Source organism: Oscillospiraceae bacterium MB08-C2-2 (genome assembly GCA_035621215.1).
GTDB lineage: Bacteria > Bacillota > Clostridia > Oscillospirales > Ruminococcaceae > WRAV01.
In genome coordinates this window covers 2,882,808-2,899,474 of sequence record CP141729.1, presented here as the reverse complement: position 1 = coordinate 2,899,474, position 16,667 = coordinate 2,882,808, and the positions used below count along the sequence as shown (strand labels likewise).

15 protein-coding genes are annotated in these 16,667 nt (G+C 50.7%); 4 read left to right on the top strand and 11 right to left on the bottom strand.

Annotated elements, in window-relative coordinates; genetic code table 11:
* Positions 1–103: 103 nt before the first annotated feature.
* A complete protein-coding gene (locus U6B65_13030) occupies positions 104–988 on the top strand; it encodes a MurR/RpiR family transcriptional regulator (protein WRS27238.1) in 885 nt (294 codons plus the stop codon).
* 362 nt (positions 989–1,350) lie between these two features.
* Here U6B65_13030 and U6B65_13025 read toward each other — a convergent pair whose 3' ends face one another.
* Positions 1,351–3,513: a M28 family peptidase gene (locus U6B65_13025; protein ID WRS27237.1), complete on the bottom strand. Its 2,163-nt coding sequence runs from the start codon at positions 3,511–3,513 to the stop codon at positions 1,351–1,353.
* Positions 3,514–3,911: 398 nt separating this feature from the next.
* Between U6B65_13025 and U6B65_13020 the strand changes: the two genes are divergently transcribed.
* A complete protein-coding gene (locus U6B65_13020) occupies positions 3,912–4,577 on the top strand; it encodes a rhomboid family intramembrane serine protease (protein WRS27236.1) in 666 nt (221 codons plus the stop codon).
* Between the two features lie 83 nt (positions 4,578–4,660).
* On the opposite strand, the gene U6B65_13015 is transcribed toward U6B65_13020, so the two are convergent.
* From U6B65_13015 to U6B65_13005, 3 genes are all read right to left on the bottom strand, one after another.
* Positions 4,661–6,013: an aspartate aminotransferase family protein gene (locus U6B65_13015; protein ID WRS27235.1), complete on the bottom strand. Its 1,353-nt coding sequence runs from the start codon at positions 6,011–6,013 to the stop codon at positions 4,661–4,663.
* A 134-nt stretch (positions 6,014–6,147) separates the two neighbouring features.
* Positions 6,148–6,618 carry a low molecular weight protein-tyrosine-phosphatase gene (locus U6B65_13010; GenBank protein ID WRS27234.1) on the bottom strand — a complete coding sequence of 157 codons (471 nt, stop codon included), beginning with the start codon at positions 6,616–6,618 and terminating at the stop codon, positions 6,148–6,150.
* 80 nt (positions 6,619–6,698) lie between these two features.
* A complete protein-coding gene (locus U6B65_13005; protein ID WRS27233.1) occupies positions 6,699–7,148 on the bottom strand; it encodes an Lrp/AsnC family transcriptional regulator in 450 nt (149 codons plus the stop codon).
* 348 nt (positions 7,149–7,496) lie between these two features.
* On the opposite strand from U6B65_13005, the gene U6B65_13000 reads away from it, so the two are divergent.
* On the top strand, positions 7,497–7,676 hold the full coding sequence (locus tag U6B65_13000; protein WRS27232.1) for a hypothetical protein: 180 nt from the start codon (positions 7,497–7,499) through the stop codon (positions 7,674–7,676).
* Between the two features lie 172 nt (positions 7,677–7,848).
* On the opposite strand, the gene U6B65_12995 is transcribed toward U6B65_13000, so the two are convergent.
* The 7 genes from U6B65_12995 to U6B65_12965 all read right to left on the bottom strand — a co-directional run bounded on the left by U6B65_12995 (position 7,849) and on the right by U6B65_12965 (position 15,277).
* Positions 7,849–9,204, bottom strand: a complete 1,356-nt coding sequence (locus U6B65_12995; GenBank protein ID WRS27231.1) for a putrescine aminotransferase — start codon at positions 9,202–9,204, stop codon at positions 7,849–7,851.
* An 88-nt stretch (positions 9,205–9,292) separates the two neighbouring features.
* Positions 9,293–10,768, bottom strand: coding sequence for an aldehyde dehydrogenase family protein (locus tag U6B65_12990; GenBank protein WRS27230.1), 1,476 nt, complete (start codon positions 10,766–10,768; stop codon positions 9,293–9,295).
* A 31-nt stretch (positions 10,769–10,799) separates the two neighbouring features.
* Complete coding sequence (locus tag U6B65_12985) at positions 10,800–11,903, bottom strand: spermidine/putrescine ABC transporter substrate-binding protein (protein WRS27229.1); 1,104 nt, start codon at positions 11,901–11,903, stop codon at positions 10,800–10,802.
* A 17-nt stretch (positions 11,904–11,920) separates the two neighbouring features.
* Positions 11,921–12,733, bottom strand: a complete 813-nt coding sequence (locus U6B65_12980) for an ABC transporter permease subunit (protein ID WRS28957.1) — start codon at positions 12,731–12,733, stop codon at positions 11,921–11,923.
* A 7-nt stretch (positions 12,734–12,740) separates the two neighbouring features.
* Entirely contained in the window at positions 12,741–13,619 is an 879-nt protein-coding gene (locus U6B65_12975; protein WRS27228.1) for an ABC transporter permease subunit, read from the bottom strand.
* Positions 13,620–13,636: 17 nt separating this feature from the next.
* Positions 13,637–14,770 (bottom strand): ABC transporter ATP-binding protein, encoded by a 1,134-nt coding sequence (locus U6B65_12970; GenBank protein ID WRS27227.1) that lies wholly within the window; start codon positions 14,768–14,770, stop codon positions 13,637–13,639.
* Between the two features lie 162 nt (positions 14,771–14,932).
* Positions 14,933–15,277 (bottom strand): P-II family nitrogen regulator, encoded by a 345-nt coding sequence (locus tag U6B65_12965; protein ID WRS27226.1) that lies wholly within the window; start codon positions 15,275–15,277, stop codon positions 14,933–14,935.
* Between the two features lie 381 nt (positions 15,278–15,658).
* On the opposite strand from U6B65_12965, the gene U6B65_12960 reads away from it, so the two are divergent.
* Positions 15,659–16,651, top strand: a complete 993-nt coding sequence (locus U6B65_12960; GenBank protein WRS27225.1) for an agmatine deiminase family protein — start codon at positions 15,659–15,661, stop codon at positions 16,649–16,651.
* Positions 16,652–16,667 lie beyond the last annotated feature (16 nt).

The following is a 16,667-nucleotide window of genomic DNA, read 5'->3' as shown; positions in this document are numbered from 1 at the left end:
TACCCTAAATAATAAAACGTTTTACATATTTATGATGTTATGCTATAATGAAAACAACATAAGGCGGCGAAAATGATGTTTTGTTTTTATAAAGGAGCCTATCATGTTGGAACAAACTATTTACGACTATGAATATTTAAACAGAATCAAAGAGCACTACCCTGTTTACAGCGAAAGCGAAAAAAAAATAGCAGACTTCTTTTTGGAGAATGTTCAGCCCGAAAATATGAAACAGATTTCATCCATGTCTGCAGTGGAGTTAGCCGAAGCCACCGCTACCAGCTCGGCTACCATTATCCGTTTCTGCCGTGCTTTGGGCTTTAAAGGGCTCACTGAGCTCAAGTATTATATCAACAAAGGTATTTTGTCTCCCCACCGCCGCGGCAAACCCCTGACAGCCGATGATTCCATGAGCGTGGTGCGCCAAAAGGTGGGCAACACCAACAAAATTGCCATTGATGATACCATTCTCCTGCTGGATGACAAGGATTTAAGCCTTGCCGTGGAGAAGATCGCCGAGGCCAGGCAAATTCTCATGGCTTCCGAAGGCGGCTCCGGCTGCTCTGCCAAACTGGCGGAGCTGATGTTTATGCAGCTTGGGCTGAATTGTCAATATCCTGAGGATGGATTTCTGCAAATACTGTATGCAAACCAGTTGGCCACAAAGGATGTCATGATTGCCATTAGCCACAGCGGGCGGGCTTCCAATACCATTGATCTGGTGAAATATGCGAAGAAGCGGGGCATCTTTGTTATCGGAATTACAAGCATTGTCAATGCGCCGCTTGCTAAGCTGAGCGATATTATCCTTTATACCAGCAGTATGGAGCAGGAATACTTCAGCAACACCGCCGCTGCCAGAATCTGCGAGATCAGCGTGATTTCAATTCTGCACAGTGCACTGCTGCAGCGTTCGGAAAGCCATATTGCCAGTGAAAGTAAGATTCATCATCTTTATGAAATGAAGCGTATAAAGCCTTCCCGATAAAAACAGCGAATCCCCCAGAATGCTGGCAAGCATTCTGGGGGATTCTTTCGTATACGCACCAAGGTTAAATCTTCTATTATGATCTTAAAAACTGGGCAAGGTTATTTAATGTCTGCTAAACAATTCAAAAACGTAACAACAGCAATACTCTGACGGTATTTTTGAATTGTTTAGGTACAAGGTTTTTCTCCGAATATGGCAAAAAACCTTGCACAAAAGATTGGCAGCGTGTGTCCGCCAATCTTTTCAGGCAGTCAATCAATGGTTCTGAAACGGCAAATCAAGCCTGTTTTGCCGTCAAACAGAGCGAAAATTGCTCTGTTTGCAAATGCGCTTCGCAAAGCGCACTTGTTCAGTGGACATTATTGGGCCATTTCCGAGAGCCGTGCGGTAAGCCCTTCCAAAGCGGCCAGCTCCTGAGAGACTTGCTGCACAAGGTTTTCGCTCTCGCTGCTGCGTGCCGCTTTGAGAGTCTCCAGCTCTCGGGTATAGTCTGCGCCGTCGCCTTTTTCCATCAGGGAGCGAATCAAATCAAAGAGGTCTACATGCCCCTGCAGGCGGCCTGCACCCCACATCAGACGGTCGGCAGGCTGATTCAGCGCATAATCCGTGAAGTAATTGTAGGTTTGGCGGCTCCAGTCATAGGCATACCAGTTGTTGTCAACCAAATAGAGGTATTCATCCAGTGGGGTGGTTGCATCGCCGCTTTCCAGTGCCGCAATAGTCGCATCCAGAGCCTGCAGGTTGTTTTGGCTGTGCTCGTGGGGGAAAATGGAAACATCCTCCCATGTCAGGCGCACAAGCTGATCCTCGGCATATTTAAAGGCGGCAAGGGCCTGTGCATTGCGGGTACGGCTTTGGGTATACAGCTCAGCTGCCTTGGCCTCATCACCGGCATCCAAAGCGGCCAGATAGGCCTGATTGGTTTCTTTCACCTTGGCCCAAGCGGCCTGTGCGGCACTGTCTGCCTGATCCAGCGCACTGGTCAGCGCTTCGGCGGCAGAGGCGCCTCCCTCAAGCTTCGCGGCAGAAAGCAGCTCAGAATTCAAGCTTTCCCGCAAGGCATTCAGGCGGGTGAAAAAATCCAGCGGCGATATGGCACAGCGGTCATAAGCCAGCATCAGCAATCCATACATATTATGGTGGAACAAAAAGGCTTCTTTGCTGTAGGTATCCTCATTATCAAATTGACTGTGATAATGAGTTTGGGCAAAGCCGCCCCGCAGAGCCGTGACCGAAGAAGGGACACCGGCAATGGAAAGAGAGAAATCATCCGACCATGTTTGAATGGGAACAATTGTCTCGATTCCGCCGGGAAACACGCCCTCTACAGCCGGAACAACGCTTTTGAATTCCTCAATAAAGGTTTTCAGCTCATAGGAGGTGCGAATCTGATCGGTTTCTCCTTCGTTCATAGCGGGCAGCTCAAAGTTAATATCCGCCACCACCTTGCCCACCCACTCGGGCCGATTGCGGAAGATTTGGTTATAAGCACCGGTAGACCAATCGTAACGGGTGTTGGCCACACCCCATTCTTCGGCCGCCATGGCACAGAACACCAGTGTTTTCTCGGGCTGGTAGCCGCTTTGCACCATAGCCTTGGCGATCCCCATCATGAGGGCAATTGCGGCATTGTCATCCTGAAAACCCGCAAAGTAGGAATCGTAATGTGCACTCATCAGCACGATGGAATCCGGGTCTTTACCGGGGATGGTGCCCACAATATTATAGGATGTGCCATCCCGCTCCACCTTGCTTTTGGCGTTGAGGGTGACGGTGATTTCTTTGACATTTTGTGCCTGCATGATGGCCCGAATGGCATTGGCATCGTTGCGGCTGATTGAGAAGGCCGGGGCATCCTCCGGGCCGCAAATATCCTGCGCATTGAGGGCATCGCCGCTGATTTCAGCGTAACCGCTATTTTGAGCGGCAACCACTGCGGCGGCGCCATGCAGTGAGGCTTCGTAAGCGGGATAATTAATCCACCAGTTTTCCCGCTGGTTTATATCAATCAGCACCAGCTTATCTTTTACATCCAGCTCTTTCAGGTCTGCCTCTGTCCCCTGACCGCCATCAACAATGGTGTAGGTTTTGGGGTCGCCTGTGCTAAAATTGGTTTGATACCCACCCAGCTCCACGGTTTTTTCTGTACCGTCGGCTGTGGGATAAGTAAGCTGTGCTGTTTCAAAAGTCCAGGTATCCAGTGTGAATGCATCCTTGGTAACGTCGGAAAGGCCAATGGCTTCCATTTCGGCCTTGAGCATATCGCCTGTTTCAAGCTCGGCCTGTGAGCCTGCGGTGCGGTAGCCAAGCGCCTTGTTGGATCGGATTTCTTCCATTTTTTTCGCCAGCGCGAAGGAGTAGTCTACATCCACATTCTGCAAAAAGGTATCCTGCGCTTGGGCCAGTGTCAGCGCCTGGGTCTGCACCTCTTTGGGTTCTTCCTGCTTGCCTTGGGTGCCGCACGAGGTGAGCACAAGCAGCAGGGCTGTGGTCAATGCCATGCATTGTAGAAGCTTTTTCATTTATCAACATCCTTTCAAATTGTTGCACAGAATTTGTGCAAGACGAATCATAGCATAAGCATTCTTGCAATGCAATGATTTATCCTTCATTTTCAATTCTTTGTATTTTCCTCCAAATTATCAGGAAAAGCAGGCCCTTCCCTCAGCGGAAGGACTGAGTTTTTGCGTGCTTTTTCGGGGGATGTTGCAAGGGGAAGGCCCAAATATGTCCATTTCCTTAATATCCTGCTGTCTGGGCGCTGTTATCTTGTTTTCGGCCAAGAGCTGTGGTACAATTTAGTTTAATTCGCATATAACTTGCCTTTAAGCTCCCTGCCCATGCATACCAACTGATTGGCGGGCCGATTGCAAGGCAATACTTATAAAAAAGGAAACCTGACCTAGGGAGATGACATTGTATGAACTGGCTTAATCGACTGAATCGAAAATGGGGCCGCTATGGCATTGACAGCCTGATGATTTATGTGACGGTGACTATGCTGGCCATTTATCTTACCCAATGGATTCTGAATATTCCCATTTACCAGTATCTTTATTTTTCCCGGCCGCTTATTCTTTCCGGGCAAATCTGGCGGGTTGTTACTTTTTTGTTTTTGCCTCCTGTGAGCAGTTCCTTCCTGCTGGTGCTCATTTCGCTCTATTTCTTTTATTTTATCGGCAACTCGCTGGAGGATACATGGGGGCGGTTCTATTTTACCGTTTATTACCTCCTGGGCGCTGTGGGAGCCATTATAGCCGGATTTATCAGCGGCATCGGCGACAATACCTACCTGAACCTTTCACTGTTTCTGGCTTTTGCCCAGCTCTTTCCGGATTTTGAGGTGCGGGTTTTCTTCCTCTTCCCCCTCAAGGTAAAATATCTGGCCTATCTGGATTGGGGCCTCTTCGCCTTATCCTTTATCTTCGGCGGTTGGTCTTCCCGTGCTGCCATTTTGATGTCTATGGTGCATTTCTTTGTCTTTTTTGGCCCCGATATCTGGCGGCGCTTCCAGACCCGCAGAAAATACGGCCCCGCTCGCCGGAAATTCCGCCAGCAGAACCGTGACAATCCCTTTAACTATTAGTTCATAAAACATATGCCCCTGTCGGCAGCTTGACGCTGTAGGCAGGGGCATTTCCATTTTATTCGAGCTGGTTGACATTGGGGTTATTGACATTCCTGCAGCGCATTCTCCACAATGGCAAGACCTGCATCCAGCTGCTTCGGTGTAATGATGAGCGGCGCAAGAAAGCGGAGGACATTCCCATATCGGCCCGCATTCTCGATGAGAAGCCCATGCTGAGCGCAATAGGCCATGAGCCGGTTGACCAGCTCGGGGTAAGGCTCCTTGGTTATGGGGTCCTTGACAATCTCAACGCCCACCATAGCTCCCAAGCCTCTTACATCGCCGATCACCGGGTATTGTGCTTTCAAGCCCTCGTATACGCTTTTCAGCTTATCCCCAATGGCTCTGGCTTTGCCGGCATAGTCCTCTTTTTCCATGATTTCAATGGTTTTCAGGCTGGCGGCGCAGGCAAGGGGGTTGCCGCCATAGGTTCCTCCGATGACACCGGCAGGCACACCATCCATGATTTCCGCCCGAGCGCAGACCGCTCCAAGAGGAAGCCCGGCCGCAATGGATTTGGCCATGGTGATGATATCGGGAGCAAAACCGCCCTCAGCCCATTCACAGGAGGCAAACATGCGGCCGGTTCTGCAAAAGCCGTTCTGCACTTCATCTGCAACCATCAGGATGCCGTATTCATCGCATATTTTGCGAACCTCCCGCACCCATTCCAACGGCGCCGGAATGAAGCCGCCTTCACCCTGTACAGGCTCAAAAACAATGGCGGCCACCTGATCTGCAGGGGTTGCTTCTTCAAAAACATCCCGAAGCTTCTCAATGCAGTAATCAATGGCCTGTTGATCGGTCATGCCTGTGGGCTTGCGGTAAAGATAGGGATAAGGTGCACGAAAAACCCCGCCAGGAAGCGATCCCATATCCTTGGCATAGGCTTTTTTGGCAGTCATGGCCATGGCAAGGGTGGTTCTTCCATGAAAAGCCCCCGTGAAAACAATGATATTGGGGCGCTTTGTATAAGCTTTGGCCACCTTCACAGCATTTTCCACAGCCTCTGCCCCGCTGTTGACAAAAAAGGTCTGCTTCTTTTCTCCACGAACAGGGGCAATGGAGTTGATTTTTTCCGCCAGCTCAATGTAGCCTTCGTGGGTGACAATGTTGAGCATACAGTGAAAATACCGCTCTGCCTGCTCCTGCACGGCCTTCACTACTTCCGGCCTTGAATAACCCAGATTGAGAACACCCACACCGCCAATCCAATCCAGAAAATAGTTGCCGTCCACGTCCTCTACCATTGCACCTTCGCCCCGATTGATCACACAGGGATACAGGCAGCGGAGGGCTGCCGGCGTGGCCTTGGCTCTTCTCTCAATAATGGCGCTGGCCTTGGGGCCGGGAACCGTTTCTGTAATAATTCTGGGCAGTTCCTCCATCAGCATTTTAGGTCTCTCCTTTTTAAAAAGTAGAATTGGTTTTTCACGAAAATAAGAAAAAGCGTGCATTACCCCCTTGGTAATACACGCCTTTGTGCTTCTTCAAAAACTATGCAGGGATTTTAATCATCCGCTTTTATCTAATGCATTAAAGGGTTCTTTTTCAGCACAAAATCCAGCAGAAGTTCGCAGCCCTCTGTTACATCTGCGTAGGTAGCATCAAAATCGCCGGTATACCATGGGTCGGCAATATCCCGTGGCTGGTGGGAAAGATCCAGCAGACGGAAAATCTTGTGCTCCGGGTCTTCACCGACAATTCTATGCATATTGGCAACATTGCGGCTATCCATTCCGATCAGGTAATCGTATTGGGAATAATCCTGCTTGGTCAGCTGGGTAGCGTATTTCCCTTTGGTGGAAATACCACACTCTCTTAGCTTGGCTTGGGTTCCACGATGCACCGGGTTACCCAACTCCTCCCGGCTGGTGGCAGCCGAGGCAATGGAAAACTGATCCTCCAACCCCTGTTTTTCCACCATATCCTTCATTACAAATTCTGCCATAGGGGAACGGCAAATGTTGCCGTGGCAGACAAATAATATCCTGAACATAAGCGGCCTCCTTTATCCAAGGCTTTGTGCAAAGCAGCCTGTATGATCAGCATACCATTTGCGCAGGAAAAAAGAAAGACTTAGGTGCAGTCGTCCGGGGCGATCTCAATGCCCCGGGGAAAAACCGAGGTGGAAAATACAATCTGGGTGGAGGTGTTGCCAAAATGCTGAAGGCGGCCAATAAAGGTATCCAGCTCCATGGTGCTTCTGAAGGCCACCTTGATCAGCATGGAATACATTCCCGTAACACAGTTGCATTCCAAAACATTGGGATATTTGCGGATAAACGGATAAAATTCCGGCTTTTGCTTGGGGGTCATCTCCAGATTGATAAAGGCGGTTATATGATAACCCAACTGCAAATGATCCACCACCGCCATATAACCATTGATAATTCCCTTTTTCTCCAGCGTATCAATCCGGGCGGAAACCGCAGGCGATGAAAGATAAACCTGCTCTGCAATCTGTTTGAGAGGGGTTCTGGCATTTTTTTGCAGGATTGATATTATTTTTGCATCAATAGTGTCCATCCGATAACCTCCCTGTAGTTTTTGCCCATGCATTAACCATGCGTGCACCCCATATCAAACGCAAGAGGGGCAAAACCGAAGCGCTATATTTTCTAAAGTATGGGCAGGAATATTTCTTTTTGTTGCCTCTTGCACGCTTAATATAATAAATAAAACTTGCCTTTCTCTTTATTATTTTAAGCGATAAAGGGTATTATATTGGTTTCTTCGTATCCGGTTCAAAACCATTTACAGCGCATTCCTTTCGTGCTATTCTGGCAACATGAACAGAAAACAGAAACACATTTTATCCATAATTCATTCGCTCCGCACTCTTGATTGAGAATGCGTATAACAAGGAGGTTCATTATGCTTTTCCAAGCAAACAACGACAGTCTGGGCGGTCTGCCAAAATACCGGAAGGAGATTGATAGAAAGGATCGGATTTCCGGTATCCGGGAAAACACAGCCAGTGAAATTTCCACATCCTCTTCACCTCGGGGATTCCAACCGGATAGCCGCTACTATCGGCGTCTGCCATCCGCATAATATTTTGATACACCAAGGGTCGGCCTATGCCGGCCCTTTTTTATTGGAATGAATAGCTGCTGCCTTTGGCTCAGGAAAACCACCGCTGAATCGTTTCTGCGGTGGTTTTCGAACTGCCGGCTTTCCGAAGGAGCTCTTTCTCTACTTCTATTCCACTGCAACCAAAGGCTTGTTAAGCCAAGCCGAATTCCTTCTGGGTATCTGCCAATGCCTCGTCCAGACGAGTCAGCACCTTGTCAAAATCCTCATAGCTGGTGGTAGCCGCAGGCTCAAAGCGAATGGTGGTGGCGTTGTTGAGGGTTCCCGCTGTCATAACCTTGCGGGCAAACATCCCCTTTGCCACCGAATATCCGATGTCGGTCTTGGGGAATTCCACGCCGATCATCAGACCGATGCCGCGTATATCCATGATGATGGAGGGGTATTTCTCCTGCAAAGCCCGCAGGCCTTTCATGAGATATTCGCCCTTCTCCCGGGCCAGCTTGGGAACATCATGCTTGATCATAAACTGGATAGCACCCAGCGCCGCCGAGCAGGCCAGCGGGTTGCCGCCAAAGGTGGGTGAACCCAGCAGCCACGGGTTTTCCACCAGCTCCTCAGTCCACAAATGGGGCCGGGCGATGATGCCGGTGATGGGCATAATGCCGCCACCGAAAGCCTTGCCGTAGGTCATGATATCGGGAACAACATCCTCTGCCTCACAGCGGAAGTAACTGCCGGTGCGGCCCATACCGGTCTGGATTTCGTCAAAAATCAGGAAGATGCCGTATTCGTCGCACAGGGCCCGAACCTCTTTCAGATAGCCGGGAGGCGGCAGAATGATACCGGCTTCGCCCTGCAAAGGCTCCATGATCACAGCGGCGATTTCCTCGCCGACAGCGGTCAGCTTTTTCACCGTGCTGCGCAAATCGTCAATATCGCCGTAGCGCACATGGCTTACCTGCTGCACCATGGGGATGTAAGGGGTGCGGTAAGTAGCTTTGCCGCCCACCGAGATAGCGCCCATGGTTTTGCCGTGGAAGCCGCCAATGGTGGAAATAAACCATTTCTTGCCGGAAGCAATGCGAGCCAGCTTGAGGGCCATTTCCACCGCCTCGGCGCCGCCGTTGGTAAAGAAGCAATACTGCAAATCGCCGGGGGTGATTTCCGCCATCGCTTTGGCAAGGTAACCGCGGAGGGGATCCAGCAGCTCTTGGCTGTGGAGCGCCTGCCGGTGCAGCTGAGATTCCACATACTGCAAAATTTCAGGGTTCCGGTGGCCAAAGGTGTAAATGCCGAAGCCACCAAGGCAATCGATAAATTCCTCTCCATACACATCGGTGAAGCAGGAACCGTAATCCTCCCATTCCACAAACGCCTCGTTGGTGGAGACCGATTTGCGGTATTTCAGCCAGCCCGGGTTGATATACTGGTTGTAGTTTTCGATGCTATCCTGCACAAGCTGCGTTTTATCCTGCTCGCTGAGCTTGTCGGACTGGATATACCCCAGTACTTGATCCAATACTTGCTGTGCTTTTTGGGAACTCATGAATAACAATCTCCTTTATTTCATTTTGCGCAGGGGGGTTCCCTGCGCATTGTTCACTTAGGGGAACTGCTTTGTTGATATCTTCCTGCTACTGCGCAAACCAACCCACAGGGCCGGATTGAAGGTTAATGTTGATCTGCTTGATCTCGGTGTATTCCTCAAGGCCAAAGGTGCCCAGCTCACGGCCGATGCCGCTTTGCTTGTAGCCGCCCCAAGGTGCCTGTGTGAAGGTGGGGTGATAGGAATTCACCCATGTAATTCCGGCCCGCAGAGCTTTAACCACCCGCATGGCACGGAAAATATCGTTGGAGAAAACACCGCCTGCAAGGCCGTAGACCGTATCGTTGGCAAGCTGGATGGCCTCTGCCTCATCGTGGAACTTTTGCACCACCAGCACCGGCCCGAAAATTTCCTCCTGCACAATGCGCATACCCGGGGTGCAGTCCGCAAAGATGGTGGGAGCCACAAACCAGCCTTTTTCATAGTCCTCGCCGGTGAGACGATAGCCGCCGCAGAGAAGCCGCGCTCCTTCCGCCTTGCCGATGTCAATGTAAGAAAGAACCTTGTTCATGTGGGCCTCGCTGATAAGAGGCCCCATTTCGGCACCGGGGGTATCCCCTTTCGCCACCTTGATTTTTTCCGCCCGCTGGGCAAGGCGCCCCAGAAAGGCATCGTAGATGGTATCCTGCAAAATCAGGCGGGAGCCTGCGGAGCAAACCTCCCCTTGGTTGCAGAAAATGGCAAACAGGGCCCAATCCACAGCGGCTTCAAAGTCGGTATCCTCAAAGACAATGCAAGGGGATTTGCCGCCCAGCTCAAGAGAAATACCCTTTAGATTGCCTGCCGCCGACTGCATAATCCGGCGGCCGGTGGCAGTACCGCCGGTAAAAACCACCTTTTCAATGATGGAACTGTCGGCGATTTCCTGACCGACAGGGTCGCCTGCGCCCAGCACCAGATTGGCTACACCCGCCGGGAGGCCAACCTCCTCAAAGATTTCAAACAGCTTGATGGCACTCAGTGGGGTAACCTCGGATGGCTTAAACACCACCGTGTTGCCTGCCGCCAGACAGGGGGCCAGCTTCCATGCGGCCATCATCAGCGGGTAATTCCAAGGAACAATCAGCCCGCATACACCGATGGGCTCCCGCACCACCATAGCGTGGTTGGAAGGATCGGGTACCGAGTAGGTCTGGCCCAGAGGTTTATCAACCAGCCCGGCATAGTAGCGGAAGCAGGCAATGGAATCGGAAATATCGCCTTCGCTATCCCGGAGAGGCTTGCCGTTGTCTTTTGTATCCAGTTCTGCAAATTCCGAAAGCCTTGCTTCCAGCTTATCGGCGATTTTATAGAGATAGGCCGCCCGCTCAGTGACTGAAATATTGGCCCAGCCCCCTTCATAAAAGGCTTTATGCGCCGCCTGCGCCGCTGTGCAAACATCCTGTGCCGTGCCCTCGGTGACCACCGCCAGCAGGGAGCCATCGGCGGGGTTGCGCACCTCCCGGGTTCCGCCTGCGGAGGAAAGCACCCACTCCCCGTCAATGTACATTTTTAGTGTTTCCATATAGCATCTCCTTCCGGTTTGTTTGGGTGTGTCAGCTTGTGAAGGAAGTCCAGATTTCATCGTATTTGGCTACATCCTCACCGATATCCTCCACATATTCGCCGTTGGCAATAACCTCGGGGGGAATGTTGGAAGCCTTGCTGTTTTTGTAGCTATCCGGGAGAAGTTCCACAGCCTTTTCATTGGGGTTCAGGTATGGGAATTCCTCCGAAACCATTTTGCTGATTTCCGGCCGCATGATGAAATCCAAAAAGGCCAAGGCATTTTCAGGGTTCTTAGCGCCCTTGAGCACACTCAGATTGTCAAGGAAGAGATAGCAGCCTTCCTCTGGGAACACCACATCAAAATCCTCGCTCTCGTTCATAGCAATGGCAATTTCCGCATTCCACACATAACCAATGCTGGCTTCGCCGCTGAGCAGAGCACTTTTGGGAGAATCACTATCCAGCATGGCGATGTTGGGCTTGAGCTGTTCCATGGCCGAGGCAACCTGCGCCAGCTCGGCATCATCGGTGGTGTTCAGGGAATAATCGAGGCTCTTAGCTGTCATGCCGATTACCGCACGGAAATCGTTGAGGGCCACAATGGAGGAAGCATACTTAGGGTCAAACAGCTGTTTGTAGGAAGTGATTTCTTCGGTTACCACCGATTTGTTGACAACCAGTGCCGCCACACCGCCCATATAGGGGACCGAATACTCGTTGCCGGGATCAAAGGACTGATTCAGATAAGCCTTGCCGATGTTGGCCATATTGGGCAGCTTTTCGTGATCAAGCTTTTCGAGAAGCCCGGCAGCCGCCATCATTTTGACCATGTAATCGCTGGGCACCACCACATCATAAAGCCCTTCATTGCTGGCTTTCACCTTGGCCAGCATATCTTCGTTGGAGGAATAGGTCTGGACATTCACCTTGATTCCTGTTTCTTCTGTAAAAGCTTGAAAAACCGAGCCAGGCATGTATTCTGTCCAAACAAAGAGGTTCAGCTCACCCGCCTTATCGGAGCCGGAGGCTGCACCGGAGCTAGCCGGAGTGGCAGAACCTCCGCCTGAGCAGCCTGTAAAAGCAAAAACCAAGGCCGCTGCCAGAAGCATCACCCTCAAGCGTTGGCGATGGATACGACTGAAAAGTTTCATATAGATCCCCTTTCGTTTCAGTTGGAATCGGGCTGTTTAAGCTGTCTTTTGTAGGCTAAGGTCTGGCTGACCGTTACAACAGTAAAGGTAACCAGAATAATCACAGTAGAAAGCGCGTATACATCCGGGCTGACCCCGGAACGAACCTGCTCCATAACCTTGAGGGTAAAGGTGGTGCTTTTGGGGCCGGTGGTGAAAAAGCTGATGATGATATCATCAATAGAAAGAGTAAAGGCCAAAATGCCGCCTGCCAGAATGCCCGGGGCAATCATGGGCAGGGTCACATGCCAGAGCACCCGTCTGCGGTTTGCACCCAAATCCATGGCGGCTTCCTCCACCGAGCGGTCAAAGCCTGCAAGCCTTGCCCGCACCGAGAACACCACAAAGGGAATGCAGAAGGTGGCGTGGGCAATAATTAAGCTGACCAGCCCCAACGGCACACGGAACACCGAGAAAATAGAAAGCAATGAAATGCCCAGAATAATTTCCGGGATAACCACCGGGATATAGAGCAAGGCATCGATGACACCTTTGCCCCGGAATTTATACCGAAACATGCCCACTGCCGCCAGCGTTCCCACCAGAATAGCAATGGTTGTGCTGCCTGCCGCCACAATCATGGTGTTGCGAAAAGATTCCAGCAAAGAGGAATTTTGCAGCATTTTTCCGTACCAATCAAAGGTAAAGCCCTCGAACACAATGTTGCGCTTGGAGGTGTTAAAGGAAAAAAGGATTACAACCACAATGGGGGCATATAAGAACAGATACACCAAGCTGCAAAAGAAGCGGCCGCCTATTTTTTGAATAGAAGCCTTTGTCGATCTTGAAATCCGCATATCAGCCCACCCCCAAATCATCCACATTACCGCCCAGCTTGGTATAAACTCTTACCAGCAGCAAGGTGATGAGAATCAGAATAATAGAAAGTGCAGCGCCGAAGGGCCAGTTAAAGGCCTCTTTAAACTGCCGGGAAATGACGTTGCCGATTAGCTGGCTTTTGGCCCCGCCCATGAGATCCGCCACGAAAAAGGCGCCCAGCGAGGGAATAAACACCATAATGGCTCCGGCAAAAATACCCGAGGCTGTCAGCGGCAGAGTGACATGTATAAACCGCCGCACCGGCCGGGCTCCCAGATCACCGGCGGCTTCCAGAAGGCTTTTATCCAGTTTATCCACCACCGAATGAATGGGAAGCACCATATAAGGCAGGAACACATAAACCATGCCCAGCACCACCGCCTCACGGGTAAACATAATCTGGAGCGGGCTTTCAATGAGGCCAAGAGAAAGGAGCATGCTGTTGAGATAGCCGTTGGTGCCCAGTATGGTTCGCCAGCCATAAAGCCGCACCAGCGAGTTGGTCCAGAAAGGGAGCATCAGGAACACCATCATCAGGGTCTTCTGAAAGGGTGAAGTTCTTGCCATAATGTAAGCAAAGGGATACCCAATGAGAATACAGAAAAGGGTGGTTAAAAACGAGATAACCAGCGAGTTCCCATAAATGGTGAGCAGGGTTGGATTGAAAAGCTTTGTGTAGTTATCAAATGAAAAGCCCATGACAATGTTGTGGGCCTCATCGGTGGAAAAAAAGCTGATGGCCAGTATATACAGCAGCGGAACCGCCACCAGCAGGATCAGCCATGTGGCCACCGGCGAGAGCATAGCAAAGGGTGCTGTAAAGCTGCCCTTGGGCCCTCGTTTTTTTGTTGCTTGCATAAGGCTGACTCCTTTCGTTATTCTTGTGCGCATTCGACATACTGCCCGTAATCCACATCCTCCACAGCGGTAAAGATGGTGTTGGAGACCGAATGCATCAGAACCGCATCCTCTGGCTCCCAATAAATATACTGCCGGCTGCCCTGAGAGGGAATGGGGTTGCCCGCCAAGGTGTTCACCTTAATTTCATGGCCGGTGGGCAAAACCAAGATGCTTTTGATCAGGTTGCCGATATAAATGGTATCCTTCACCACACCACAGAGGGTAAATCCTTCCACCGGCTCAGTGGAAAGCCGGGTTTTTTCGGGGCGGATAGAAAGGTTAACCAGCTCGTTTTCCACAAAGCCCTCTGCCTGCACAATCGAATTACCGGATTCAGCGGTCAGGGCCACCAGACCGTTTTCCATCGGATGTGCCACTGCATCCCACAGGTTTGATTCCCCGATGAAATCGGCCACAAACTTGGAGCGGGGCCGCTCATAAATCTGGCTGGGTGCATCCAGCTGCTCCAGCACACCCCCATTCATAACGGCAATGCGGTCACTCATGGTGAGGGCTTCCTCCTGATCGTGGGTGACATACACAAAGGTGATTCCCAGATGCTTTTGCAGGCGCTTGAGTTCAATCTGCATCTGCTTGCGCAGTTTCATATCCAAAGCACCCAGCGGTTCATCCAACAGCAGAACCTTGGGCCGGTTAACCACGGCCCGTGCAATGGCCACACGCTGCTTCTGGCCGCCGGAAAGCTGAGAGGGATACCGCTTGGAGAAGGATTCCATCTGCACCAGCGAGAGAGCCTCCATAACCATTTCACGAATCTCGCCTTTTTTAACCCGCTTCATTTTAAGGCCAAAAGCGATGTTATCAAACACGGTCATGTGAGGGAACAGGGCATAGTTCTGGAATACAGTGTTGACATTGCGCTCAAAGGGCTCTTTATTTTCCACCCGTTCGCCTTCCACTGTGATAATCCCCTCGGTTTGCTGCTCGAATCCGGCAATCATGCGCAGTGTTGTGGTTTTTCCGCAGCCTGAAGGACCAAGAATGGAAAGGAACTCCCCTTCCAGAATCTCCATATTAAGATTCTTGACGACACAGTTATCGCCGTAGCATTTCACCACATTTTTCAAATTTACAATAATAGGATTCATAGGCTCATTCCCTTTCGGCTTTGGTTACCGTTCCACGGCCGGCTGCATCTGCAACGGCATAAAAAAGAGCAGACAGCGACGCTTCAAGACGTCATTGTCTGCTCGATCCGCCCGAAGGCGGCAACTTTATTCCATTGTATGATCAGTACCGGAGGAAGTTACTCAGACTACCTTTGCGCCCCGCTCACCTGTTCGAATGCGCATGGCATCCACCACATCGTAAATAAAAACCTTGCCGTCTCCCACACGTCCGCTGGAGATTGTCTCCTGAATCCGGGTCAGCAAATCTTCTACCTTTTCATCCTGCACCACGGCGATTACCATAATTTTAGGAAGAAGGTTGATGTTCATGACCTGCAGGCCTTTGAATTCACTGTGAACATCTCCCTTTTGCTGACCGCACCCCATTACACTGGCTACAGTCATGCCGCCGACCGTGTGGCTGTTGAGAATGTTCTTTAAATCTTCCAGACTTTCGGGCCGAATAATAATTTCAAGCTTTTTCACGGTACCGCCTCCTTTTCCACATTTTCAGACATTTTACGCAAGCTGTATCTATAAAACTTGCAATCTGAAAATTAATGGTACTGATCATCTTGTGCTTTATATTATACCCTGCGCCACTATCTGTCAACGCAAAACTAGCCTTCCACAGTTAATTTTATTAGTTTTTCACATTAAATATGTTTTTTCTAGCGCCAAATAGGGCAATATATTATTTTTCGCAAAACACTTGACGAAATCTTTAATCTGCGTTATCTTTTAGATAAAGAATCGCAAGCGCCGAAAGTGAAACTAATTCTTTTATAAAATTCAAAACCACTACAACAATGGGGTTGGCTTTAGAGCCAGCCCCTTTTTGCGTTGTATTAAAAGGAAGTGAGCAGTATGGCCAGTATATACCAAATGCCTGCTGAATGGAAACCCCATGCAGGAACACTGATGGAATGGCCGGTTTCGGTTGCAGTTTGGGGAGAGGGCCTTGCGGAGGCGCGCCTTGCCTTTGCCGAAACCGCCAAAGCGATTGCGAAATTCGAGCCGGTCACCATGCTGGCCAACCCCGCTTTGGCCGAAGACGCCGCTTGCCTCTGCGGCGACACTGTAAAGGTTCTGGAAATGGAGCACGATGACTGCTGGATGCGGGATAACGGACCTATTTTTGTGCATCGGCTGGATACCCGCCAGATGGTGGCGCTGGATTGGGAATTCAACGCATGGGGCAACAAATACCCGGCCTACGCTTTGGATAACACAGTTCCACGGCGGCTGTGCTGGGAAATGGATTTTCTGCGCATTTCAATCCCTATGATATTGGAGGGCGGCTCGGTTCACAGCAACGGAGCGGGAACCCTGCTAACCACAAGAGAATGCCTGCTCAACCCCAACCGCAACCCTGAACTAACCCAGAAAGACATTGAAAAACGCCTGAGGCTCTATCTTGGTGCACAGCGAATTGTGTGGCTGCCCACCGGGCTGCATCTGGATGAAACCGATGGGCATGTGGATAACCTTTGCTGCTTTACCAATGAAGGCACAGTGCTTTTATCGTGGACAGATGACCCCGAAAACCCCAACTTCAATCGAGTGCACGATGCCTACGAGGAGCTGGCGGCAGCCAATCTAAAGGTGATAAAGCTCCCTTTGCCTCCCACTGTGCTCCATAAGGGGAACCCGCTGACCCTGAGCTATGCCAACTTTGCTTACGCCAACGGCGGTATTGTGATGCCGGCCTTCGGCGGTGTGTGTGAAGAAAGTGATTTGCAGGCAAAGGCCATTGTGCAGGGGCTTTTCCCCGAGCGGGAAATTCTCACCCCGCAAACACTGGCTATCGTTCGGGGTGGGGGCAACATTCACTGCATTACCTGCCCCATTCCCCAATAAGGCGTGAGCCGAAAGG

What these genes read in the sequence shown, in the direction of transcription:
- U6B65_13010 (WRS27234.1), bottom strand. Translation starts at nt 6,618, where the DNA reads ATGTTCAGGATATTATTTGTCTGCCACGGCAACATTTGCCGTTCCCCT.
- U6B65_13025 (WRS27237.1), bottom strand. Translation starts at nt 3,513, where the DNA reads ATGAAAAAGCTTCTACAATGCATGGCATTGACCACAGCCCTGCTGCTT.
- U6B65_13015 (WRS27235.1), bottom strand. Translation starts at nt 6,013, where the DNA reads ATGCTGATGGAGGAACTGCCCAGAATTATTACAGAAACGGTTCCCGGC.
- U6B65_12985 (WRS27229.1), bottom strand. Translation starts at nt 11,903, where the DNA reads ATGAAACTTTTCAGTCGTATCCATCGCCAACGCTTGAGGGTGATGCTT.
- U6B65_12960 (WRS27225.1), top strand. Translation starts at nt 15,659, where the DNA reads ATGGCCAGTATATACCAAATGCCTGCTGAATGGAAACCCCATGCAGGA.
- U6B65_13020 (WRS27236.1), top strand. Translation starts at nt 3,912, where the DNA reads ATGAACTGGCTTAATCGACTGAATCGAAAATGGGGCCGCTATGGCATT.
- U6B65_13000 (WRS27232.1), top strand. Translation starts at nt 7,497, where the DNA reads ATGCTTTTCCAAGCAAACAACGACAGTCTGGGCGGTCTGCCAAAATAC.
- U6B65_12970 (WRS27227.1), bottom strand. Translation starts at nt 14,770, where the DNA reads ATGAATCCTATTATTGTAAATTTGAAAAATGTGGTGAAATGCTACGGC.
- U6B65_12990 (WRS27230.1), bottom strand. Translation starts at nt 10,768, where the DNA reads ATGGAAACACTAAAAATGTACATTGACGGGGAGTGGGTGCTTTCCTCC.
- U6B65_12975 (WRS27228.1), bottom strand. Translation starts at nt 13,619, where the DNA reads ATGCAAGCAACAAAAAAACGAGGGCCCAAGGGCAGCTTTACAGCACCC.
- U6B65_13030 (WRS27238.1), top strand. Translation starts at nt 104, where the DNA reads ATGTTGGAACAAACTATTTACGACTATGAATATTTAAACAGAATCAAA.
- U6B65_13005 (WRS27233.1), bottom strand. Translation starts at nt 7,148, where the DNA reads ATGGACACTATTGATGCAAAAATAATATCAATCCTGCAAAAAAATGCC.
- U6B65_12995 (WRS27231.1), bottom strand. Translation starts at nt 9,204, where the DNA reads ATGAGTTCCCAAAAAGCACAGCAAGTATTGGATCAAGTACTGGGGTAT.